The 22,238-nt window shown below is 73.3% G+C and carries 19 protein-coding genes and 1 pseudogene; 10 read left to right on the top strand and 10 right to left on the bottom strand.

The genetic code is table 11. From position 1 onward, the window contains the following. Positions 1 to 127: 127 nt before the first annotated feature. The 4 genes from ACFYP4_RS22975 to ACFYP4_RS22960 form a co-directional block, all read right to left on the bottom strand. Positions 128 to 358: an acyl carrier protein gene (locus ACFYP4_RS22975; protein WP_358853650.1), complete on the bottom strand. Its 231-nt coding sequence runs from the start codon at positions 356 to 358 to the stop codon at positions 128 to 130. 36 nt (positions 359 to 394) lie between these two features. Beyond that, positions 395 to 1,978 carry an amino acid adenylation domain-containing protein gene (locus tag ACFYP4_RS22970; protein WP_388787555.1) on the bottom strand — a complete coding sequence of 528 codons (1,584 nt, stop codon included), beginning with the start codon at positions 1,976 to 1,978 and terminating at the stop codon, positions 395 to 397. A 38-nt stretch (positions 1,979 to 2,016) separates the two neighbouring features. Further along, complete coding sequence (locus ACFYP4_RS22965) at positions 2,017 to 2,778, bottom strand: LmbU family transcriptional regulator (protein WP_388787552.1); 762 nt, start codon at positions 2,776 to 2,778, stop codon at positions 2,017 to 2,019. A 190-nt stretch (positions 2,779 to 2,968) separates the two neighbouring features. Continuing rightward, positions 2,969 to 3,184, bottom strand: coding sequence for an MbtH family protein (locus ACFYP4_RS22960; protein WP_358853653.1), 216 nt, complete (start codon positions 3,182 to 3,184; stop codon positions 2,969 to 2,971). 423 nt (positions 3,185 to 3,607) lie between these two features. Between ACFYP4_RS22960 and ACFYP4_RS22955 the strand changes: the two genes are divergently transcribed. From ACFYP4_RS22955 to ACFYP4_RS22940, 4 genes and pseudogenes are all read left to right on the top strand, one after another. Next, positions 3,608 to 4,354: a thioesterase II family protein gene (locus ACFYP4_RS22955; RefSeq protein ID WP_388787549.1), complete on the top strand. Its 747-nt coding sequence runs from the start codon at positions 3,608 to 3,610 to the stop codon at positions 4,352 to 4,354. 1,305 nt (positions 4,355 to 5,659) lie between these two features. Beyond that, positions 5,660 to 6,838: a serine hydrolase domain-containing protein gene (locus tag ACFYP4_RS22950; RefSeq protein ID WP_388787546.1), complete on the top strand. Its 1,179-nt coding sequence runs from the start codon at positions 5,660 to 5,662 to the stop codon at positions 6,836 to 6,838. A gap of 239 nt (positions 6,839 to 7,077) precedes the next feature. After that, positions 7,078 to 7,278: a hypothetical protein gene (locus ACFYP4_RS22945; protein WP_388787644.1), complete on the top strand. Its 201-nt coding sequence runs from the start codon at positions 7,078 to 7,080 to the stop codon at positions 7,276 to 7,278. After that, positions 7,275 to 7,586, top strand: a pseudogene (locus ACFYP4_RS22940) (bifunctional ornithine acetyltransferase/N-acetylglutamate synthase); the annotation flags it as partial. The gene ACFYP4_RS22945 and the pseudogene ACFYP4_RS22940, both read left to right, overlap by 4 nt. 168 nt (positions 7,587 to 7,754) lie before the next feature. On the opposite strand, the gene ACFYP4_RS22935 reads toward ACFYP4_RS22940, so the two are convergent. Further along, the gene (locus tag ACFYP4_RS22935; protein ID WP_388787543.1) at positions 7,755 to 8,780 is read right to left on the bottom strand and encodes a ParB/RepB/Spo0J family partition protein; all 1,026 of its coding nucleotides are present in this window, start codon (positions 8,778 to 8,780) and stop codon (positions 7,755 to 7,757) included. A gap of 597 nt (positions 8,781 to 9,377) precedes the next feature. Here ACFYP4_RS22935 and ACFYP4_RS22930 point away from each other — a divergent pair. Then, positions 9,378 to 10,169 carry an LmbU family transcriptional regulator gene (locus ACFYP4_RS22930; protein ID WP_358853657.1) on the top strand — a complete coding sequence of 264 codons (792 nt, stop codon included), beginning with the start codon at positions 9,378 to 9,380 and terminating at the stop codon, positions 10,167 to 10,169. Between the two features lie 28 nt (positions 10,170 to 10,197). Here ACFYP4_RS22930 and ACFYP4_RS22925 read toward each other — a convergent pair whose 3' ends face one another. Next, positions 10,198 to 10,842, bottom strand: a complete 645-nt coding sequence (locus ACFYP4_RS22925; RefSeq protein ID WP_388787539.1) for an FMN-binding negative transcriptional regulator — start codon at positions 10,840 to 10,842, stop codon at positions 10,198 to 10,200. A gap of 277 nt (positions 10,843 to 11,119) precedes the next feature. On the opposite strand from ACFYP4_RS22925, the gene ACFYP4_RS22920 reads away from it, so the two are divergent. The 3 genes from ACFYP4_RS22920 (at position 11,120) to ACFYP4_RS22910 (ending at position 14,658) form a co-directional block, all read left to right on the top strand. Continuing rightward, complete coding sequence (locus tag ACFYP4_RS22920) at positions 11,120 to 12,499, top strand: lysine N(6)-hydroxylase/L-ornithine N(5)-oxygenase family protein (RefSeq protein ID WP_358853659.1); 1,380 nt, start codon at positions 11,120 to 11,122, stop codon at positions 12,497 to 12,499. A 478-nt stretch (positions 12,500 to 12,977) separates the two neighbouring features. After that, entirely contained in the window at positions 12,978 to 13,994 is a 1,017-nt protein-coding gene (gene argB, locus ACFYP4_RS22915; RefSeq protein ID WP_388787536.1) for an acetylglutamate kinase, read from the top strand. Positions 13,995 to 14,088: 94 nt separating this feature from the next. Beyond that, positions 14,089 to 14,658, top strand: a complete 570-nt coding sequence (locus tag ACFYP4_RS22910; RefSeq protein WP_388787533.1) for a hypothetical protein — start codon at positions 14,089 to 14,091, stop codon at positions 14,656 to 14,658. An 80-nt stretch (positions 14,659 to 14,738) separates the two neighbouring features. On the opposite strand, the gene ddaH is transcribed toward ACFYP4_RS22910, so the two are convergent. The 3 genes from ddaH to ACFYP4_RS22895 form a co-directional block, all read right to left on the bottom strand. Beyond that, the gene (ddaH, locus tag ACFYP4_RS22905; protein WP_388787530.1) at positions 14,739 to 15,587 is read right to left on the bottom strand and encodes a dimethylargininase; all 849 of its coding nucleotides are present in this window, start codon (positions 15,585 to 15,587) and stop codon (positions 14,739 to 14,741) included. A 323-nt stretch (positions 15,588 to 15,910) separates the two neighbouring features. Next, a complete protein-coding gene (locus ACFYP4_RS22900) occupies positions 15,911 to 16,372 on the bottom strand; it encodes a nuclear transport factor 2 family protein (RefSeq protein WP_358853662.1) in 462 nt (153 codons plus the stop codon). A 692-nt stretch (positions 16,373 to 17,064) separates the two neighbouring features. After that, positions 17,065 to 18,261, bottom strand: a complete 1,197-nt coding sequence (locus ACFYP4_RS22895; protein WP_358853673.1) for an aminotransferase class V-fold PLP-dependent enzyme — start codon at positions 18,259 to 18,261, stop codon at positions 17,065 to 17,067. 410 nt (positions 18,262 to 18,671) lie between these two features. On the opposite strand from ACFYP4_RS22895, the gene ACFYP4_RS22890 reads away from it, so the two are divergent. Together ACFYP4_RS22890 and ACFYP4_RS22885 are read left to right on the top strand one after the other, a co-directional pair. Continuing rightward, entirely contained in the window at positions 18,672 to 19,013 is a 342-nt protein-coding gene (locus ACFYP4_RS22890; RefSeq protein ID WP_388787526.1) for a hypothetical protein, read from the top strand. A gap of 293 nt (positions 19,014 to 19,306) precedes the next feature. Continuing rightward, positions 19,307 to 20,578 (top strand): methyltransferase, encoded by a 1,272-nt coding sequence (locus ACFYP4_RS22885; RefSeq protein ID WP_388787523.1) that lies wholly within the window; start codon positions 19,307 to 19,309, stop codon positions 20,576 to 20,578. A gap of 69 nt (positions 20,579 to 20,647) precedes the next feature. On the opposite strand, the gene ACFYP4_RS22880 is transcribed toward ACFYP4_RS22885, so the two are convergent. Then, positions 20,648 to 21,889 (bottom strand): helix-turn-helix domain-containing protein, encoded by a 1,242-nt coding sequence (locus ACFYP4_RS22880; protein WP_358853665.1) that lies wholly within the window; start codon positions 21,887 to 21,889, stop codon positions 20,648 to 20,650. Between the last annotated feature and the right edge of the window lie 349 nt (positions 21,890 to 22,238).

Here is a 22,238-nt window from a genome sequence, read left to right as displayed (position 1 = left end):
GGGAAGCCGTTGGGGTGGGGAGCGCGCTGCGCGGGGCGGCGGGCCCGCAGGTGCTGCCGGGGTGCGGGCGGGGCGGTGGGCCCGCAGGTGCGGGCGGGCGGCGCGGGCGGGTCGGGCGGGGGCAGGCTCAGGGGGCCAGTGCGCTCTGGGATTCGATGTACGCGCAGATCGAGGCGATGGTGGGGTTGAGGAACATCTGGTCCATGGGGACCTCGACGCCCAGCTCCTCCATGAAGGCGCCCTGGATCCTGACCATGATCAGGGACTGGCCGCCCAGGGCGAAGAAGTCGTCGTCGGCGGCTATGTCGTCACGCTGAAGTTCCCGGCACCAGATGGCGCGGACGCTGTCGGCACTCATCGCTGTCCTTTCCGTTGCTCGTCAAGGGGCGTTCGACTAGGCCGCCGTGCCGCTTTGGGCGTAGGTCCTGAGTGAGTCGAGGAGGGCTGCGCGGTCGACTTTCCCGTGCGGGCTCAGCGGAAGCCGCAGAATGTTCACGAAGCGGGCCGGAACCATGTTCCGCGGCAGGGTGCGCAGCAGGCGGGTGCGGACCTCGTCCTCGGTGAGCTCGCTTCTGGTGGGGACGATGAACGCGGTCAGCTCGGCCTCCCCGGAGTCGGTGTACGTGACCGCCACGGCGGCCTCCCGGATCCCGGCGAGCTTGCCGAGAGCGCGCTCGATGTCGGTGGGGTCGATCCGCATCCCCCGCACCTTGACCTGGGCGTCCATCCGGCCGGCGACGACGAGGTGGCCGGCCTCGGTGACATGGCCGCGGTCGCCCGTGCGGTACAGCCGCACCGGTGCGCCGTCGACGACGACGGTGGTGAACTTGTCGTTCTCGGGGCCCGCGGCGCCCAGGTAGCCGGCGCCGACGCCGGCCCCGGCGATGCAGATCTCGCCGTACTCCCCCGGCCCGACACCGCGCAGCTGCTCGTCCAGGAGGTGGATGTCGGTGTTGTAGGCGGGTGTGCCGACCGGCGGGATGTCCTGTTCGCCCGAGCGGTAGCGGGCCAGGTCGTAGGAGGTGGCGACGTCGGTGCACTCGGCGACGCCGTACTGGTGCAGGAGGGTGCAGGTGTTGCCCTCGCGCCGGGCCCAGCCGGTGAGCCGTTCGGGTTTGAGTGCCTCCCCGCCGAAGAGCACGTAGTCGAGCCGGGTGAGCGCGTCACCGCCGCGGGCCCGCTCCCAGTCCACCAGCACGTACAGCGTGCTGGAGGCGCAGTGCACCACGCGGATCTCGTGTTCGTTCAGGATGCGGTAGGCCATCATCGCGTCGAAGTTGCGGCTGGCCATCAGGTACTGGGTGGCGCCGCAGAACAGCGGTGTCATCAGGGCCCGTTGGGAGAGGTCGAAACCGAACGCGCTGACGACCAGGTTGTGGGAGCCGCTGTGCAGGCCGTATTCGAGCTTGAGCCAGTTCATCAGGTTGAACCAGCCCTGGTGGCGCACCGCGGTCAGCTTCGGCGTACCGGTCGACCCGGACGTGAAGACGGCGTAGCACACGTCGTCGCCGGTGACGGGGACACCGGGTGAGGTCGCCGGGAGGGCTGCCAGCTGTCCGGCGAGCCGTTCGAGGTCGACGACGTCGACGGCCGCGTCGTCGACCATGGCGGCCGTCGCCGGCGAGGCCACGATCAGGGCGAGGCCGGGGACCTGGCCCAGCAGCAGCTGGAGCCGGGCCGCGGGGTAGGCCGGGTCGAAGGGTACGTAGGCCGCGCCCGCCTTGAGCGTGCCGAGGATGGCGACGAGCATGTCGGGCGAGTAGTCGAGACAGACGCCGACCATCGCGCCCCGGCCGTGCCCGCGGGCGGTGAGGAAGTGCGCGAAACGGTTCGCCCGCGCGTCCAGCTCGGCGTACGTCACCTGCCGGCCGGCCCAGACGACGGCGACGGCGTCGGGGGCGGCCTGCGCGTTCGCCTCGAACTGCTGGTGGACGACGGGCTCCGGGGGCAGGGCGACCCGCTTTCCCTGAAGGATCATCAACTGACTCCGATGTGAAGGAGGGGTGCGGACACGGCCTAGGCGGCCGGCCGCACGGCGGGCCGGCCGAGGGTTTCGAGGACCTGGGTCACCCATTTGTCAAGAGGCAGGCCGTGCGCTGCGGCGGCTTTCGAGCAGTACTCCAGCTGGCCGGCGGACAGCTCGATGGTGAGCGTGGTGACGTTCTGCCGGTCCGTCCCGGCCGCCGGCCGGGGCGTGCGGGGTGCTTCCTGCTGCTCGTCGCCGCGGGGGGCGGGGGCCGCGTCGTTGTGTTCGTCGCCGCGGGGGGCGGGGGCCGCGTCGTTCTGCACGGCGAGGCCGGCGCGCAGTGCCCTGCGCAGTTCGTTGCGCGACCACTTCTGCGCTTCGGCCTTGCGCAGCCAGTAGTCCTGCTCGGCCGGCGCCAGGCGGGTCACCTCGGCGTGGTGGGCGAAGCTGAGGCTGTCGTGCCTGCGGTGGTGCTCGAAGCGCCGGGCCACCCACGCGTAGTTGCGCAGGGTCTGGTAGTCGAGCCCGGTGCGCTCGATCGCCTCCTTGTAGCGCCGCCACCCGTAGGTGGCCTCGCCGTAGAGCAGCCAGTCGGCGAGCCACCACGCCGAGGAGTTCACCAGCTCGCGCAGGTTGGTGCCGATCTGCTCCCAGGACCGCTCGGGCAGGTTCTGCGGGAACGTCATCCCCGACTTCTGCACCGTGGCCTGCCTGCCCACGAAGGACAGGAACACCTCGCGCTGCGCCGGCTCACCGCCGGTGCCCGCCGGCCTCGCCCCGTACCTGCTCGCGGTCCTCACAGCCCCCGTCACAACCCTTCATCTCCCCACTCGACGTGTCTTTCTCCGGCATGGGCCTGGTCCCTCGGCCGGGCGCCCCGGCGGCGGTCGCCGCCGATCCCGCGGAACCGGGCACCGCGGGCCGCGGCGAACCGCACCGGGCCCTCGCACAGATGGGCGGACGGGTGCCGCCCGCGGTCAGGTCCGCGAACGGCGCCGGTGTTCAGTTCGCCGCCATGGCCTCCCGCAGGCTCTTGGGGCGCAGGTCCGTCCAGTTCTGCTCGACGTACTCCAGGCACTCGGTCCTGGCCGCCTCACCGAAGACCACGCGCCAGCCCGCGGGCACCTCGGCGAACACCGGCCACAGGGAGTGCTGCTCCTCGTCGTTGACCACCACGTAGAAGCGGCCGTCCGCGTCGTCGAAAGGGTTCGTGCTCACCTGACACCGTCCTTGTCCGTCATGAGGTGACTCGAGATGGGAAATCGCCGGGGCCGGGTGCACGAGGGCACCGGGTGCGGATCGCGCCGGGTGGTGTCCGTCCGGTCGACGGGACACTTCGCTGTCCGGTCGACAGGACACCCCGGTGGCGGCCCCGGCGATGCCACGTCACGGTAGGGACCCGGCCGTCGGCGCAACAAGGCCGCCGGGCGTGCCGGCCCTCCCGCCGGCCGCCCGCACCTGCAGCCGCCCCGATCCCCTGTACCGGGCCGCTCTCCTGTGCCACGATGCCGCGCTCGCGGGGGCACCTGAGGATCACTCAAGAGCCGCCACACCCGCGGCACAGCCCGTGGGGTGCGGCGTCCCGGCGGCCCGGTGCCGCTCTATGGTGCGAAGGTGCGCCGTCCGATCCGAGGGGGAGCGATGGACAGCACCCGACCCGCCCTGCGCCTGTTCGTCCTGCACCACGCGGGGGGCTCCCACGTGCTGTACCGGCACTGGCCGGCCGCGCTGCCCCCCACGTGGGACGTGCGGCTGCTCGACGCGCCCGGCCACGGTCTGCTCCTGGACCTGCCGCCGATCGGCGACGCCGGCCGCCTCGCCGACTTCCTGCTGGACGGCATGGAGGCGGAACTCACCTGCCCCTACGCCCTGTTCGGGCACAGCATGGGGGCCCTCGTGGCGTACGAGATCACCCGGCGGGCCGCCGGGCGGGGGCTGCCGCCGCCGGTGTGGGTCGGTGTCTCCGCCCGGCCCGCGCCGCGGCCGGCGGGGCCCGGGCCGCGCTACCACGAGCTGCCCGACGCCGAACTGCGGGCCCGCCTGAAACAGCTCGGCGGCACGCCCGACGAGGTCTTCGAGGACCCCGGCCTGTGGAGCGTGTTCGCTCCCGTCATCCGCGCCGACCTGCGCCTGGTGGAGAACTGGCGGCCCGCTGACGACGCCGCTGCGCTGCCCGTGGCGCTGTCCGCCTACGCGGGCGCCGGGGACCACTTCACCGCACCGCAGGCGATGGCGGCCTGGGCGCAGCACACCGAACACTTCCTCGGCCTGCGGGTCCTGGACGGCGGCCACTTCTACTTCCAGGACGATCCCGGCCCGCTGCTGCGCCACATCGAACGCGACGCGAGGACCGCACTCGACGCGAGGGCCGGCGCGGCACACACCTGACGAACCCCGCCGCCCGCGCCCGCGTGACACCGGCCGGCTTTGCACCCGTCCGGCGTGGTGCGCGGGGACGTGGTGCGCGGCGAGCACGCTGGGCGGCACGACCCGGGGCGCCCGGTGCCGTGAGCGTGCGGTGCGGCCCCGGCCGGGGATGTCAGGCGTCGCCTTTGGGTGAGAGCGGGCGGGGGCGCGACGGCGGGCGCCGGCACGCCGCGTGCCGGCGGCAGCTGACTCGGGACGGGGCCGCTCGCCGGGGCGGCACGCCCCGGGGCATGCGGCCGCAGCTGAACCCCGGGACGGGGGCCGGCCGTCGGGGCGGCGTGCCGTGCCCGGGGACAGGCGGCCGGACGGCTGCGGCCCGCCTCGCCGTACCGGCGAGCACCACACCCGGGCGCCGCCACCGGCCCCGGCAGGGCGGCCGTGTCGCCCCGGGCAGCAAAGCGCCGCGTCCCGGCTGCGCTGCCCCCACCACATCGGCACCCTGACCGCGCGAGCGGTAGGGCAGCCGTGTCGCCCCGGGCAGTAAGGCGCCGCCGCCTGTGCCGTGCGGCGGAGTCGCCCGGGACGCCGCCGACGCCACAGCCAACAACACCCCGGCACGGGCATGGTGCCGTGCCCGCGCCACGGCCCGCGCGGGGCCTTGCGCCGCCGGTACAACGCTCATCTCGCCCCGGGCAGGGCGGGGCAGCGCCGCGTCCCGGCTGCGCTGCCGCACCACATCGGCGCCCTGACCGCGCGAGCGGTAGGGCAGCCGTGTCGCCCCGGGCAGTAAGGCGCCGCGCCTGCGCCGTGCGGCGGAGTCGCCCGGGACGCCGCCGGTGGCCGCACTCGGTGCCGCCTCTGGCGTGGGGATGCGCCGTGCCCGGACCACCCCGCACCGCTGATGTAGGCGGTCTCGCCGGTACGGCGGGTCATGTCACCCCGCGGGCACGCCCCGCGCCCGCGGCGGCGCACCTTGCGCGGGGATGTGCCGCGCCCGAGCCCGCGCCGTGCAGCGGCGGAAGCCGGCCCGGGACACGGCCCCCCGGGCCGCCCCGCGCCCGCGCCACCGCCACGGTCCTCGGCGGTGCCGCCGGTGCCGCCTCGGGCGGGTGGGCCGGCGTGTACTCCCGGCCAACTCCCCTGGCGTGCACGCCGGGTGACCAGCCGGCCCGTTGGGGCATCCGGTGTGCCGCCCGACCGCTTTGTCGTTGTTCGCGGGCTTGCTGCGCACGCTATCCGCACACATCGGCGGTGACCTACTCTGCGGCCGACGGACCGCACAAGTACGGCATCAGCCAATGAGAGACGACTGTCAGGAGCGGGGACATGACGATACGGATGAGGCCGAGAGCCGGCATGGTCGGCGTGGCGGCGGTCGCGGTCACGGCCACCGTCCTCACGGGTCCGGCCCGGGCGGACACGGCCGGCGGGGTGTCCGGCCATCAGGCGACGCGGGCCGCGATCGAGGCGGCCGTCGCGGCGGGTGTCCCCGGCGTCACCGCCGAGGCGCGCGACGCGGAGGGGGTCTGGAAGACGGCGGCGGGCGTCGGCAACCTGAAGACGGGTGAGCCGCGCGGCAAGAACGACCGGTTCCGCGTCGGGCACCTCACCAGCACCTTCGTGGCGACGGTTCTGCTGCAGATGGAGGCGGAGAAGAAGCTCAGCCTCGACGACAGCGTGGAGCGCCATCTGCCCGGCCTGGTGAGCGGCAACGGCAACGACGGCCGTGCGATCACCGTGCGGCAGCTCCTCAACCACACCAGCGGCCTGCCCGACTACTTCGCCGACAGCGACTACGTCGCCACGTACGTCCTGGGTGAGGGCTACCTCCAGCACCGGTACGAGACCATGCCGCACGGCAAGCGGGTGGAGGTGGCCCTCGCCCATCCGCCGGTGTTCGCGCCGGGGGCCAGGCACGGGTTCTCCAACACCAACGACGTCCTGGCGGCGATGGTCGTCGAGAAGGTGGGCGGCAGGGCGTACGAGGACGAGGTGCGCAAGCGCATCATCGAGCCCCTGGGGCTCAAGGCGACGTCCACCCCCGGCACGGGCACGCAGCTGCCGCAGCCGAGCGGCCGCGGCTACTCCAAGCTCTTCTTCGACACGAAGCCGGACCGGATCGACGACGTCACCGAGGTGAACGGCTCGCAGCTGTGGGGCAACACCGACATCATCTCCAGCGCCGGCGACCTGAACAGGTTCTACGGGGCCCTGCTGCGCGGGAAGCTGCTGCCGGCGCAGCAGCTGAAGGAGATGAAGACGACCGTCGTCAACCCCGACTTCCCCATCTCCTCCTACGGGCTGGGCCTGGAGCGGCTGACGCTGGGCTGCGGCACCAGCATCTGGTACCGCGACGGCGGCACCGTGGGGTGGCTGTCCCTGGCCGCCCTGACCGACGACGGCCGTCACCAGCTGACGTTCAACTACAACGGTGACTGGCGGGCGGACGAGATCCTGTCGATCCTGAGCGCCGAGTACTGCGGCACGTCCTCGCGCACGCGCTGACCGCCCACGCCGCACCCTCCTTGGGTGCGCGGGCCGGCACCGGCAGGACGCCGGCCCGCACACCGCCCGCGGACGCCGGGACCCCTTCCCGGGGTCTTCGGGCGGCGTCCCGGGCGGCGGCCGGCAGCCGGCGTGGTGCGCAGGTGCGCAGGTGCGGCGGCGCCGGTGAGCTGCGGTGGTGCGGTCCCACACAACCCCACGGTTTGTCATGGGCATGGGATCTGCTGGACAGTGAGGTCATGGGTTCCATGCGGCCGTACGGCGTGGGCGGCGGCCACCGGCACACCCCCGAGATGAGGGTCTTTCCACCACCGGAGTCGCACCGTGAACCGGGGCCCGTCACCGGCGGGCCGCAGGCGGCGAGGGCCGTACTCCTGCGCCGCTCGGGCGCCGGTGACATCAGCCGCCGGTGCGGCGGGGCGAACAAGGAGATGCAGTGAGCGTCACCGCAGCACGGGGCTTCACCGCGGCGGGCATCGCCGCGGGAATCAAGCAGAACGGTGCCCGGGACCTGGCCGTCGTCGTCAACCAGGGGCCGCGCTGCGCCGCGGCGGGTGTCTTCACCTCCAACCGTGTGCAGGCCGCTCCGGTCCAGTGGTCCCGGCAGGTGCTGGCGGGCGGCCGCGTCCGCGCGGTCGTGCTCAACTCCGGTGGCGCCAACGCCTGTACCGGGCCGCCGGGCTTCAAGGACACCTGCGCCACCGCCGGGAAGGCCGCGGGGCAGCCCGGTCTGGACGCGGCGGAGGTTCTTCACCGGCGAGGGCGCCGGCACGGTGGTCGTGCCGGACACCGGCGCGGCCTTGGAGGAAGCGACGGCATGAACGGGGACCCGGGCCGGGTCCGCTTTTTTGGGGTGCCGGGCGCCATGGTCCTCACGGCCGGGGGGCGGGGTGGCCGGCCGGGGCCGCGTGCAAGCTCACGTCCGGCGGGTCTCCAGTTCGTTGGCCAGGCGCAGCCAGTGGTCGGCGCAGCGGCGGGCGGCCTGCGCGAGGAGGTCGGCGCGGTGTCCGGGCACGCTGCGTGCCAGGCGCAGCCATTTCGCCTCGTCGCCGATCGAGTGGATGTTGAGCATCTGCAGCAGCATCCGGCCGGCCTCCGTGCGCAGGGAGGGGTCCTTGCCCACGTTGGGCAGGAGCAGCCCGATGGCGGCGGCGGAGGCGCGTGTCGCGGGCCGGGGCGGGCTGTCCGGTTGCGGGAGGGTCCCGGGGCCGGCGGGTGAACTCGCGCCGGGTGCGGGTCTTTTGGGCAGGAGGGGGTCCTGTCCCTGGCGTATGCGGTCGCGTACGTCCTTGGCGGTGGCGGTGGCGATGCCCGCCTGCTGGGCTATCTCCCGCAGTGATGCGGCGGGGTTGGCGGCGATGACCTGGCTGGCCCGCAGCCGTCCTTCGGTGGCCTGCAGTGGCCGGGTGCGGCCGTCGCGGCCCACGCGCGTGTTCAACTGCGCGTTCTGCTCACCCGAACGGCGGCGGATGGAGGCGACGGTGCCGGCGGCGAGGCCGGCGGTGGCGGCGATGCGCCGGTTGGACCAGTGCGGGCGGGCGTGCAGGATCCGCTGTGCCGCGGCGGTCCGGTCGGCGGGTGACAGCGGCAGTCCGTGGGTGGTGTTGAGCCGTACCGCCAGGGTGAAGGCCTCCGTCCGCCCGCCTTCGAAGAAGTGTGCGTCGATGGTGGCGTCGCCGCGCAGCCGCGCGGCCTTGAGCCGGTGCATGCCGTCGATGACGCGCATCGTCGCGCGGTGCACCAGGATCGGCGGCAGCGGCGACGTGAGGGCGGCGAGCATGCGGACGCGGTCGCTGTTCTGGCCGTCGATGCGTGGTGAGTCGGCGTCCAGCAGCGCGTCCACGGGCACCGCGGCCACGCGGTGTCGTGGGGCCGGTTCCTGTGCCGCGGCGGGGCCGGACACGGCCGGTGCTGTGTCGGCGGTGATCAGGTGAAGACCCATCACAGGCCCCTGTCCCGCGGCGTGGCACCGGCCCGCCCGGCCGCCCGGCGGCGGCCGCGCATGTGTGCGGTGGTGTTCACGAGGTGCATGTCCACGTACGGCTCCCCTCTACGGCCATAACGGCCAAGAGGAACAAAATACCTGTCCGCCGGTTCTTTTCCAGGTTCCGGTGGCTGATTTACGTGCGCTGGGGATGCGCACCGTGGGCAAACGTACACACCGATTGCCGAAAGTGTCCGGGCGGTGCCGCTGCCGGGGAAATTCCGGGCGGTGGTCCGGGAGAGGGGAACCGTGGTTCGGTGCGGGAATTGGCCGGGGCCCGGCATGTCCCGCGGGCACCGGGACAGGGAAAGAAAAAGAAAAGGGGGTGTACGGGGCGCGGGGTTCGGTGGCCGTGCGGTGTCCCGTCGGCGGGACAGTTCTCCCGGGGCTTCAGGTCTCACGCGTCCGGTGGCGGGAGTGCGCCGGTGATGCCACCGCAAGGACGGCGTCATGCCGCGGGGACGTTCGACGTGCACTCGTTCGAGTGCCGCTCCGGTGCCCCTCCATCCCGCCCTGCGAGGGTTCTCACCGGTTATGGGACCCACCAATGGAGGCATGATGACGCGTCAGGCCGGTCAGACCGCAGGGTCGCACAACGGCCCGGCAGCAGCTCCCGCGCAGCCCCCCGCGCGCACCGCGGGGGCCGCGCCGCGCCGGGGCCAGGTGCTGACGACCAGGGTGGGTCTGCAGATGCCGGCCAGGATGGCCTACGACGAGTGGGAGCGGGCCGGGCGCCAGCTCGCCGACGTCCTGGACTCCTCGTCCTGGTGGCTGGGCGACTGGATGGTGTACGGCAAGGACCACTACACCGACCGCTACCAGCGGGGGATACGGGCCGCGGGCCTGTCGTACCAGACCCTGCGCAACTACGCGTGGGTCTCGCGGCGTTTCGACCTCACCCGGCGCCGGGCCGCCCTGAGCTTCCAGCACCACGCCGAGCTGGCCTCCATGCCGGTCGAGGAGCAGGACCTGTGGCTGGAGCGCGCCGAGCAGCGGCAGTGGACCACCAAGCAGCTGCGCGGCGCCATCCGCGCCGCGCGTCAGAGCGAGCAGCAGCCGTCCGTCGCCGCCGAGCCGAGCCGGCGCCTCGATGTCCCCGGCAGCCGTTTCCAGTGCTGGCACCGGGCCGCCCAGCAGCTGGGTGTCGACTTCGAGCAGTGGGTGATGGCCGTGCTGGACAGTGCGGCGGCCAGTGCCCTGCAGGAGCCGGGCACGGCCGGGGAGGGTGCGGAGGTCACCGGGCTCACGTCGGTGAAGAGCCTGCCCGCGCCGGCCGCGGACGCCGGTGCGGACTCTGCCCGGCCCGCGGGCCCGGTGGAGCGGGTCCCGGTGGCCATCAGCGCCTGAACCCGCCGGCGCCGGGGCCACCGGCATCTCACGGCAGCCGGTTCATCAGCGCGGCGGTCTCGCGCTTGTAGGTGCACGCGCTGTGCCCGAACGACTCCCGTACCCGCTCGCGCACCTCGCCGGGCTGCTCCTGGCTGAGTTTGAACATGCCCTCGGCGCCGGTCACGGTGAACCGGAAGGCCCCCACGGCGGGCACGATCTTGCGGAAGTAGCCGAGCGAGTCGCTCATGTCCCAGCCGGTGCCGAAGCCCTCCTCGAAGGCGCGCACGGTGGACTGCACCACGCCCAGCGTCTCCTCCGTGGAGGTGATCCTCTCCACCACGCCCCGGACGTGGACCGCGGTGAAGTTCCAGGTCGGGGCCGCCGGCGTCTTGTCGTAGACGGTGGGTGACACATAGGTGTGCGGGCCGGTGAACGTCAGCAGCAGCACGGCGCCCGTCTCCAGCTGCGCCCAGTGCGGGTTGGCCCGGTTCAGGTGCCCGAGCAGCGTGGTCCCCGGCAGCTCGGCGCTCGGGTCGCCGGAGGTCACGGGGTCGAAGATCACCGGCAGGTGGGTGGCGAACGGGCCGTCCTCGGCGCTGCCGTTGGACACCGCGAGCGCCAGCGGATTACCACGGATCAGATCCACCATCCACGAACTTCCCGGTTCGCGATAAAAGCTCGGAACGAACATCCGGAGTCACCTTTCGGCAATTGTCTCGGGGCACGGCAAAGGGGCAGTACTCGCCTGCGGGGAGGCTGCGTCACGCAGAAGTCTTGAGAATCCGCGCCGACCGTACCCCCGTCCCGTCGACGGGACAACGCTTTCGGATATCGAGCACCATGCGGCGTCGTCGAACCGTCTTCATGCCGCCCTCTAGTTGCCTTTTAGACACTCTCCGGAGAACACTGTACGACGGTCTCTCGAGCCACCGGTCGAGTTTTTCAGACGCAAAGCGGGAGAATTTTCTATGGACATATCGGGTAGGCCCAGCCAAGAAATCTACGACGTGGTCGGTATCGGGTTCGGCCCGTCCAACATGTCGCTCGCGATCGCGCTGGAGGAACACGAAGCGAGCTCTCCGCAGCATTCGATCAAGTGCCACTTCTTCGAGCGGCAGCCCACGTTCGGCTGGCACCGGAACATGCTGCTGCCGTCGACGACGATGCAGATCTCCTTCCTCAAGGACCTGGCGACCTTCAGGAATCCGGCGTCCCGGTACAGCTTCGTCTCGTATCTGCACGCCTCGAACCGGCTGGTGCAGTTCGTGAACAACCAGGACTTCTTCCCGACCCGGCAGGAATTCCACCAGTACCTGGAGTGGGCGGCCGCCGGCCTGGACGACCGGGTCACCTACGGCGCCGAGGTCACCTCCATCCGGCCCGCCACCGGGGCCGGGGCCCGCACCTCGGACCTCCTGCAGATCGAGGTGCGCACCGGCGACGGCACCACCAGCGTGGTCACCACCCGCAACGTGGTCGTCTCCACGGGCCTGGTTCCGCGCCTGCCCGAGGGCGTCAGCGGCAACGAACGGGTGTGGCACAGCTCGCAGTTCCTGAGCCGCTTCAACGCCCAGGCCCCGGGCGGCCTCAAGAGCGTGGCGGTGGTCGGCGCCGGCCAGAGCGCGGCCGAGATCACCCGGTTCCTCTACGACTCGCTGCCGCACGCCGAGGTCAGCGCGGTCATCCCCTCCTACGGCTACTCCGTGGCCGACGACACCCCCTTCGCCAACCAGGTGTTCGACCCCAACGCCGTCGACCAGTACTACTTCGGCACCGAGCGGGCCCGGGACTCGTTCTGGCGCTACCACCGCAACACCAACTACTCGGTGGTCGACGCGGACGTCATCCGCGCCCTGTACCAGCGCTCCTACGACGAGCAGGTGCGCGGCAGCCAGCGGCTGCACTTCCGCAACCTCACCCGGGTCGCCGAGATCCGGCAGGCCGGCGACACGACGCGGGTCGTCCTGCACTCGCTGCTCGACGACCGCAGGGAGGAACTGGCCGTCGACGCGCTGGTGTTCGCCACCGGCTACGACGGCCTGGACCCGGCCCGCCTGCTCGGCGACTTCGACGAGAACTTCGAACGCGACGAGGCCGGCAGGCACCGCATCACCCGCGACTACCGCCTCGTCGCCGCATCGGGGCCCGCCTGCGGTGTCTACCTCCAGGGCGGCACCGAGCACAGCCACGGCCTGTCCTCGGCCCTGCTGTCGAACATCGCGGTGCGCAGCGGCGAGATCGCCGACTCCATCGTGCTGCGGCGCGCCGAGCGGGAGCTGGACAGCAGCCGCGCCGTCGAGGTCGCCGACGTCGCCGAGGTCGCCGAGGTCGCGTCCTCGGCCGCCTGACCAGGGCGCACCACGGGGTGGGCTGCGGCTGCTGCCGTCGCAGCAGCCGCAGCCCGCCCCACGGCGGTTTCACACCGTGCGCCGTTCATCCCCCTCCGGTGCAGCCCCTGGTATTCCACTCCCCCTCGAGCCGTCCGCGAGTCGTTTCCGAGCGGGGAATGGGACATCCGTAAGGGGAGGAATTCGGTGGTGTCGAAAAAGCAGGAAAGCAGTCGCCGCCGGGGGCGGGTTGACGGGAATCGGTGTTCCGCCGGCCCGCGTCCGCGCGCCATGATGACGGCACAGCCGACGCCCGGGCCGGCAGGTGTTCACCTTCCCAAGAGCCCGCATCCCGGCCAAGTGTTCTCGTGCGGTGTTCAAGCGCATGTCCACCGGACATCAGGGCCCGGCCCGCGGCCCGGCCCCCACCAGAAGGAGTCGTTCCCATGAGCGCCAACTGCCCGGCCGGCGGCCCCGTTGCCCGGCGTGCGAGGTCGTGGTGAGCGCCGGGGTGCACCCGGCGCTGGCCAAGGCCCGGTCCATCGGCGACGCCCTGCCGTGGCTGGCCCGCCACCAGGGCCGCACGGTCGTCATCAAGCTGGGCGGCCACGCCATGGTCGACGAGGACCTGACGGCGGCCTTCGCCCGCGACGTGGTCTTCCTGCGCTACGCGGGGCTGCGGCCCGTGGTGGTGCACGGAGGAGGCCCCCAGATCGATGCCGAGCTCGCACGACGCGGCCTGGCGCGCGAGTTCCGGGGCGGCCTCAGAGTCACCTCGCCGCCCGCGATGGACGTGGTGCGCATGGTCCTGGCCGGGCAGGTGCAGCGTGAGCTGGTCGGGCTGATCAACCGCTTCGGCCCGCTCGCCGTCGGCATGACCGGCGAGGACGCGGACACCCTGACCGCGGTGCGGCACGTGCCGTGGATCGACGGGGAACCGGTGGACGTCGGCCGGGTCGGTGACATCACCGGCGTGGACACCGGCGCCCTGGACAGCCTGCTGGCCGACGGCCGGATCCCGGTCGTCTCACCGCTGGCCCGAAGCGCCGAGGACGGCGCGGTCTACAACGTCAACGCCGACACCGTGGCAGCGGCACTGGCGGCCGCGCTGCGCGCCGAGGCGCTGGTCATGCTGACCGACGTCGCGGGCCTGTACGCGGGCTGGCCGCACAGTGAGGAGGTCATCGGGCGGCTGACGGCCGGTGAGCTGGAGAAGCTGCTGCCGGAGCTGAGCGAGGGCATGGTCCCCAAGATGACCGGCTGTCTGCACGCCGTGCGTAGCGGTGTGGGCGCGGCCCGGGTCATCGACGGCCGGGTCCCGCACGCGGTCCTGCTGCAGATGTTCACCGACGACGGCACCGGCACGGTGATCGTGCCGGACCCGCACGAGGCCGAGGTCCCGCACGGGGCCGAAGTCCCGCACGGGGCCGAAGTCCCGCACGGGGCCGAAGTCCCGCACGGGGCCGAAGTCCCGCACGGGGCCGAAGTCCCGCACGGGGCCGAGGTCCTGGCGTGAACGGCCACCGGCCGCGGCCATCGTGTCCTTGTGGCCGCCGCCGGGAGGGCGCCACCCGCACGACGACACTCCAGCGAAGGCGAGGGCAGTGCCCGTGACCCACACCCCCTGGTTCCCCCCGCCCGGCGGCCGCGGTGACACCCCGCCGTCATCCGCCACCACCGTGCCCGGCCCGGACGGGGAGGCGGCCGGCTGTCCGGCTGCCTCGCTCCCGCCCCGGGCCCGGCTCGTCCTGCTGGACTCCCGGTCCGCGACCGGGGTGCAGCTGCCCGCGGCGAGCGAGCCCGCCGCGCACCTGAGCGTCCTGCCGGCGTACCGTCAGGCCGCGCCGGCCGGGCCTGCCGCGGTACCGGGGCCGGGTGAGGCCGCCGTGCGGGCGGCGCCGCGCAGTGATCCGCCCGACGCCCTCATCCGTATGCGGTTCGCCGACGCGCTCACCCTCGAACGGGCCGGCGCCGTGTTCGGGGCCGTCGCTCACCCCGGGCCCGGCGAGGCGAGCTGTGACCTTGTCACGCTCACCCTGCAGATCCCCGGCGACGCGGGCGTGCAGACCCTGCGGGCCGTGCTGGCCGCCCTGGACGCGGCGGCGCTGACCCCCGAGTCGCTGACCGTGCACACGCACGAACTCGACGACCTGTTCGCCGCGTTCACCAGCCTGCCCTGAAGCGGCGGGCGGGGCCGTCCCCGGTCCCGCCGCCCCAAGGCGTGCGGCGCCGGGTCGGCGGTGGCCGCGGCGGCGGGGTGTCAGGACAGCGTGAGGGTGCAGCACTTGACGCTGCCGCCGGCCTTGAGCAGCTCCCCAAGGCTCACCCCGACCGGGTTGAAGCCGCGTTCCCTGAGCTGGGCGATGAGCCCGGTGGCCGCCTGGGGCAGCAGCACGTTGAGGCCGTCGCTGAAGGCGTTGAGGCCGAACACCGCCGCGTCCTGGGCGCGGGCGAGGATCGCGTCGGGGAACATCTCCCGCAGCACCGCCCGGCTGCCGGGGCTGAAGGCCGCCGGGTAGTACATGACCTCGTCCGGGGAGAGCACCGCCAGCGCCGTGTCCAGGTGGTAGAAGTCGGGGTCGACCAGGGTCAGGCCGGTCACGGGAAGGCCGAAGAACTCCTGGGCCTCGGCGTGCGAGCGGGGGTCGGTGCGAAAGCCGGTGCCGGCCAGCATCCGGCGCCCCACGCGCAGGTAGTCGCCCTCGCCCTCGTTGATGTGCTCGGGCCACAGCAGTTCGGTGAAGCCGCCCTGCGCGAACCAGTCGAGGTAGGCCGGGCCCTCCGCGGTGCGCTCCCGGTGCCGGAACCGGGCGCCGAGCACCTTGCCGTCCACCACGGTGGCGCCGTTGGCGGCGAACACCATGTCCGGCAGGCCCTCGAGGGGCTCGATGACCTCGACGCTGTGCCCGAGCGAGAGGTACAGCTCCCGCAGCTGCTCCCACTGCAGCAGGGCCGTCCCGGCGTCCGTCGGCTTGTGCGGGTTCATCCACGGGTTGATGCGGTAGGTCACGTCGAAGTACTGCGGGCGGCACATCAGCAGGCGGTGCGCGACCGCCGTGCGTGCCGGGCGGGGAGCCGGTTGGTCGACGGTGTCGGTGTGGGCGGCCACGGCGGGTTCCTCCTTGAGTTCTTCGTGGGAGAGGCAGGGGCGGGCCCGGCGCGGCGGGGTGTGCCGGGCCGGCCGCCCGGGCCCGCGAACGGGCTCCTGGTCGGGCGTGGGGTGCCGGGCGCGGTGCGCGCCCGCTCCCCCGTGGTCGACGCGCCCGCCCTCGTCGGGTGACGGCGGGCGGGCGCGGACAGGGAGGTGATGAGCACGGCCACTGTAGGCAGGGGCGCGGCTGCGCGTCCCGTGCGTGGGGCGGAACTTCGAGTTCAGCTGGAGCGGCGTTCCACCTCACGGCGGCGGCCGCCCGGCCGGGGCCCCGGGGATGTTCAGGTGAGGTCGTCGCGGGTCACCCGGCGGTGCGCGGTGCGCCAGGTGCCGTGGGTGCGGACCAGGACGTCCTGCATGACGCACACGTACAGGACCTTGGAGCTGCCCTGCGGGGGCGTGGTGTGCACCAGGGCCGAGCAGCGGGTGTGCAGGCTCCCCTCGGGCCGGGGCCGGATGTCAAGCATGCCGACCCAGTGGTGCAGGCGGGCGCCGGCCTGCCGCAGCCGTGCCGCGCCGGCCCGCTCGTAGCGGGCGAGCCCGGTGCGGGCAGCCACCGGCCCGGGCAGGAAGGGCAGTTCGAGGACGGCGTCCTTGGTGAAGGTGGCCGCCCAGGAGTGGGTGTCGTGGGTGTCCAGGAGCTGCATCTGGTGGGCGTAGAAGTGCTGCGCCTGCGCGTACAGGGCGGCGAACTCCTGGCCGGGCCAGGCGTGTGGGGTGCTGTGCGCCAGCTCGACGGTCATGATCTCAGCCTCCGCTTTGGTCCGTGGCCAGGTCGTGTCCACGGGGGTGGTGAGGGACGCCGGGGAACCCGCGTGAGGGAATCCGGACTCGGCAGGGGCAGTCTCCGCGTCCTGGATCGAGCATCTTTCGCATACCCCTCAAGTGCTGTCGGCGCGGCCCGCTCCTGGCGCCCGCCGGGCCCGGCGGCACGGCGCCGGCGACGGCTGCCTGCTGCCTGCTGCCTGCTGCCTGCTGCCTGCTGCCTGCTTCAGGCGGCTGCCCGGGGCCGGGGGGCGGGTTCGGGGGGGCTGTGCGGGCAGGGCGCGGCGGGCCCGGGTGACCGAGGGGCCGATGGCGGCCGTGCCGGCCGGGAAGAGGGCTGCCTGGGCCGGCCGTCCCAGCGGGCCGTGGGGCCCACGGCCCGGAAGCAGACCAGGGCGGGGCCCAGGGTGGGGCCCAGGGTGGCCTGGATGACCACGTGCAGGTGAAAGGCGCCGAGGCAGGATCCCGGCCGGTACAGGCCGATACGCGACCGGCGCCGGCCCGGTACGGACGGTGCCGGTATGGACGGTGCCGGTGCCGACGGTGCCGGTGCCGACGGTGCCGGTGCGGGCCGGTACGGACGGTGCCGGTACGGGCCGGTACGGACGGTGCCGGTGCGGGCCGGGGCCGTCGGGGCTGTCGGGGGCGGGGGTTGGGGTGCAGGCGGGGGTCAGATGCCGTCCCGGGTCCGTTCGCCGGCGAACGATCGCGCCGCGGCCGCCGGCGGCACGGCGTGCGGCGGCTTCGCTGCGGTGGACAGGGGGCGCGGCACGCCGGCGGAGCGCGCACTGCCCTGTGCCACCGCGTCCTGGAGCGCACCGGCGAACACGTCGATGTCCTCGGCGTGGCTGTCGTGGTGGAGCGAGGCGCGGACGGCGGTGACGATGCCGCGCCCGGGCAGGTAGAGCGGCATCTGCGCGGCGACCGTTTTCCATACGGTGACTCCGCGGTCGGCGAGGCGGCGGCGTACCAGGTGGGCCGGCAGGTTCTCGTGCCGGAAGGTGACGATGGCGCACTGGGTCCGGCCGGGGGCGATGAGTTCGGTGCCGGCGGTGTCCTGCACGGCGGCCCGCAGCCGGGATCCCAGCTCCCCGCAGGCGGGTGCGGGTGGGGGTGCGGGCTGGGCGAGGGCGGTGTTCAGCGCGGCGACGGCGGCGCCGTCGGGCGGTGTGAGGGGCAGGCCGCCCGACGGGGCCAGGGCCTGGCGCAGCCGCGGTGCCGTATGGGCGAACCCGACGCGCTGCGGGCCGCGCAGGAAACGCCAGCCGTCGCCGGTGAGCAGGTGGCAGCCGATGCGGGCGACGTCCACGGGCAGCTGGCCCACGGCGTAGGAGGCATCGACGGCGTACAGGCAGCGGTAGGGGGCCAGGAGGCGGCCCACGTCCTCGACGGGGTTGACGATGCCGCAGCCGGAAGCCACGTACGGGACGCAGACCAGGGCGACGTCGTCGCCGATGTGCTGCGCCATCCATTCCAGGTCCAGGTCCCCGTCGGGGCGCAGTGGTACGACCTCCAGCCGGCAGCGGGTGCGGGCGCGCAGGGCGTAGAGGGCGGCGAGGTGGGCCGCCGGCTCGTAGGGGGTTGTCCAGATGCGGTCGCGCGGGCCGAGCGGGAGCCGGGAGACGACGGCGGTGAACGCGTCGGCGGCGCCGGTGCACACGGCGGTGTCGCCGGCCGGCGCGCCGAGCAGGGCGCCCAGCCGTTCGTGGATCTGCCCGTGCAGGACGCCGTCGAGGTGTTCCTCCAGCTCCAGGGGCCCGTACCGGTCCTCGAAGCGGGTCCACCGGGTGAGGACCCCAAGGACGGCCGCGGGCATGCGGCCGACGCCGGCCGCGTTCAGATGGACCCTTCGCTCACCGTGGGACATCGCGTTCACTTCCGGTCCTCCCCCGTCGCCAGAACAATCGAGGCAATGTGTTGCCTCCTTCTTGGCAATACATTGCCCATACGGGAGGGGAATTGGCAACATGGGCTCCGGCGGCGCTCCAGCGGGCGGGGCCCGCCGGCCCCCGGAGTCCGGCGTTCCTGGCTTGCCTTTCCAGGGTTTGCCGAGCGTTGCCAAAGGGCCCGCAATTGTGCCAAGGATGTGCGTCTTCGCAGCTCACAGGCGGTTTTCTTAGGCAATTCAGTGTGGTGTGCCGGGCTTTGGGGGTGCACCTCACGGCCATCTTGAGTGAAATTCCACCCATTCCCCACCAATTCACGAGAATTGCTTGCCAATCTTTAGGCAAGAGGTTGCCAAGCAGCTAATACAGAATTGACACCGAGGAGCCCGCCGTGAACCGCATCGCCCGGATCGCCACCGCCGCCGCCGCCATCGCCGCCGCCGCCTTCTCCACCGCCGGCGCCTTCAGTGCCGCGGACGAGATCGGCTGGCCGACGGCGCCGGGGACGGTCACCGTCGCGGACTCCATCGGCTGGCCCACCGCCCCCACCGCCGTCCCCGCCGGTGACATCGGCTGGCCCACCGCCCCCACCGCCGTCCCGGCCGGTGACATCGGCTGGCCCAAGGTCGCCACCGCCGTCCCGGCCGGTGACATCGGCTGGCCGATCGCTCCCCCCGCTGTCCCGGCCGGTGACATCGGCTGGCCCGCCGCTCCCAAGGTCGCCTCCGTCTGATCGCGCCCGGGCCCGGTGCCCGCTTCGTGACGCCCCCGCCGGCCGCCGTGCCGCCGCGGGGGCTTCGGCGTTCCCGGGGGTGTTCTCCCCGGCCGGCGGGGCTCCGCCTCACACCGGGTGCGGACGGTGTCTGGCAACGTGCCGTCTGCGTACGGACGCCGGCGCGACGGCGCCACCAGCGACTCCACTGCCGCTCAACCGGGGCGAGACACCCCCTCAGGCCGCCGTTGCCAACATGAAGGCAATGTTTTGCCAAGCCGGAAGGCGCTGTCGAAAAAGGGGAGCGGGTGCCGATGTCCATCTCCGGGCTCAGGTACGAGAACGAGGGCGCCCACGCGCGCCGGGAAGCACTCCCGCCGGCGGCCGCTGCCCTGGAGGCGGGCGCCGGGCAGAGCAGCAGCAGCTACGACGCCCTGCCGATCCCGCCGGAGCAACTGCGGGAGTGGCGCGAGGCCACCGTGGCGCGGATCCGGGAGCTGCCGCGCCGCCGGGTCCTGGAGATCGGTGCGGGCGCCGGGCATCTGATGGAGCGTGTGGCCCGCGGCGAGGAGGTCCACGAGTACTGGGCCACCGACGCCTGTCCGGCGGCTGTCGCCGCGCTCACCGCGCGGGCCGGGGCCGATGCGCTCCTCACCGACAAGGTCCGGCTGCGGTGCCGCGGTGCGCAGGACACCGGCGGGCTGCCGGCCGGCCACTTCGAGACGATCGTCCTGAACTCGGTGGTCCAGCGCTTTACGGGCCTTGCCCGCCTGCGCACCGTCATCGAGGGGCTGCTGCCGCTGCTCGCCCCGGGCGGTTCGCTGTTCCTGGACGGCCTGCGCAGCCTGGATCTGGCGCGCTGCTTTCACACCGGTGTCGCGCTGGCCCGCCCGGGTGCCGCCCGCGGCGACCGGGAGGCGCTGCTGCGCGCCATCGACGAGCAGGTCGCCCAGGAGAGCGAACTGCTGCTCGCCCCCGCCCTGTTCGGCGTGCTGGCCCGGGACGTGCCGGGCGTGCGGGCGGTCGACGTGCGGGTCAAGCGGGGTGTGCACCACAACGAGCTGACCCGCTACCGCTACGAGGCGGTGCTCTCCACCGCCGAGCCGGTCGCCGACCTGGCCGGCGCGCCCGCGCTTGGCTGGGGCCGGGACGTCACCGACGTCGCCTCTGTCGTCGGGCGGCTGGCGGGGCGGCGGCCGGCCGTGCTGCGGGTGGCCGGGGTGCCCAACCGCCGGGTGCACGACGAGTACGCGGCCATGCGCTCACTCTTCGATCCCCGTGAGGGCATCGACCTGGCGCCGCAGGAGGTACTCGCGCCCGACCCGGAGGTGCTGTGCGGGGCGGTGGAGCGGCTGGGCTACCGGGCGCTGCTCACCTGGGGCCGGGAGCCGGACCTGCTCGATCTCCTCGTCGTTGATCCCGGGCAGGTGCCCGCGGGTGCGCTGAGCGGTGTGTGCGCGCTGCGGGCCGGTGAGGCCGGCGACTGCGCCAACACCCCGGCCCGCGCCCGCGCGGCGCAGGCGGAGGCCGTCCTGCGCCGCGCTCCCGGGGAGCCGGCGGACCGCCTGGCCGCGTCCGCACGGTGAGAGCCGCCCGGCCGGATGCCCAACGGCCGGGCAGGGTGCTGGTGGCGGGTGGGGGCCGGGCGGGGTTGCTCACGTCCCGGAAGCGGAGGGGGCGGGGCCCCGTGCGGCTTCGAGCTGGGCCAGGGATTCGGCGAGCAGGCGCCAGATCTCCGCGGCGAGGTCGATGTTGGCGTCGGCCTGGGCCTGTTCGGCCAGGGCCCGCAGTCCCTGCACGCCGCTGTCGTCACCGGAGCGGATACGCAGCTGGTGGCGCAGGATGTCCAGCCGTACCCGGTCGCGGTAGGTCATGCGGGGTTCGACCTGGGCGAGTTCGCCGAGCAGGTGGCGGGCGTCGTCGTAGCGGGCGGTGAGGAAGGCGAGGTCGGCTTTGAGCGCGGTCAGTTCCTGGTGCAGGGCGGGTGTGGAGACGAAGGCGAGGGCGCGTTCGGCGGCGGTGACGCACTGTTGGGCGGCGTCGGGGTCCGGCGGCAGTTTCTGCAGGTGCAGGCGGCCGGCGGCGAGCCGCAGCCGCAGCCACAGCACGAGGTCCTCGGCGCTGTCGAACTTCTCCAGCGCCTCTTGCAGGTAGGCCTGCGCGGCGGCGTGGTCGCCCTGGCGCAGGCGCACCGCCGCGGCGGTCCACATCGCTTCCGCCCACAGTGCGTTGGACCAGCCGGCGACCAGTTCGACGAGTTCGTCGGCGTGGGCGCGGGCGTCGGGTGTGCGGCCGGCTTCGGCCTCCACCGAGACCAGGGCCAGCAGTACCGCGGCGCGGTCGTGTGTTTCCAGGTCGTCCTCGCGGGCGAGGTGGTGGGCCGTCATCGCGGCGTCGAGGGCGGCGGTGATCTCTCCCAGTGAGCGCAGGCAGCGGGCGTAGCGGGTCAGTCCGCGTACGCGCAGGGCGACCAGGTTGACGGCGTCGCCGAGGCGGACCAGTTCCTCCAGGTCCTCTCGCTCGCCGGGGTGGTCGCCCTGCAGGCGGCGGCGGCGGGCCAGCTGCCACAGCGCCTGCCAGCGCAGTACCGGCACCTCGTGTCCCTCGGCGGCCAGGGCCTCGCGCAGGGTGTCCATGGCGGCGTCGGACTGGGTGGAGGCGACCAGTGTCAGCGCGTGGGCGAGTGAGCCGCCGGCGGGTTCCTCGAAGTCCGCGCGCTGCAGGCCGAGTTGTTCGGCGAGGTAGGCCACGGCCCGTTCGGTGGGCTGGCGTGCGCCGGACTCCAGCCGGGAGAGGTAGCCCGTGGACATGCCCTCACCGGTCAGCGCGGTCTGGGACAGCCCGCGGGCCTGTCGCAGTTTGCGAAGACGGCGGCCGAAGGCGGGCTGACGCAGCATATGACCATTCCCTGGGACGCACGGGTGGGGGCGGGTGCGGGGCGCACGGGGCGGGTCACCGCCGGTGGCCACCGAAGCCGCCCCGAGCGTAGGGGGCGGGCAACGGGCGGGCAATGTTTTGCCATGGGTTGTGCCCTGGACCTCGTGTGAACCTGGCCGGGCCTTCCGGTGTTCCTCAAGTGGTTCTTGAACGGTTCTTGAACGGATCCGGGAAACATTTCGAGCACCAGTGGTGGTGCCTGGGCACCAGCCGTCCTCGATCACGGGAACTGTTCTCGTTCACATCCACGGGAGTCGTTCATGAAGCACTCGGTTTCTGGCCGCCCCGGTGGGGTGCAGGGCGGCGGCC

Source organism: Streptomyces sp. NPDC005551, from assembly GCF_042871785.1.
Classification (GTDB): domain Bacteria; phylum Actinomycetota; class Actinomycetes; order Streptomycetales; family Streptomycetaceae; genus Streptomyces.
Note: the sequence above shows the minus strand (reverse complement) of the source record. Positions and strands in the feature narration are given on the sequence as shown.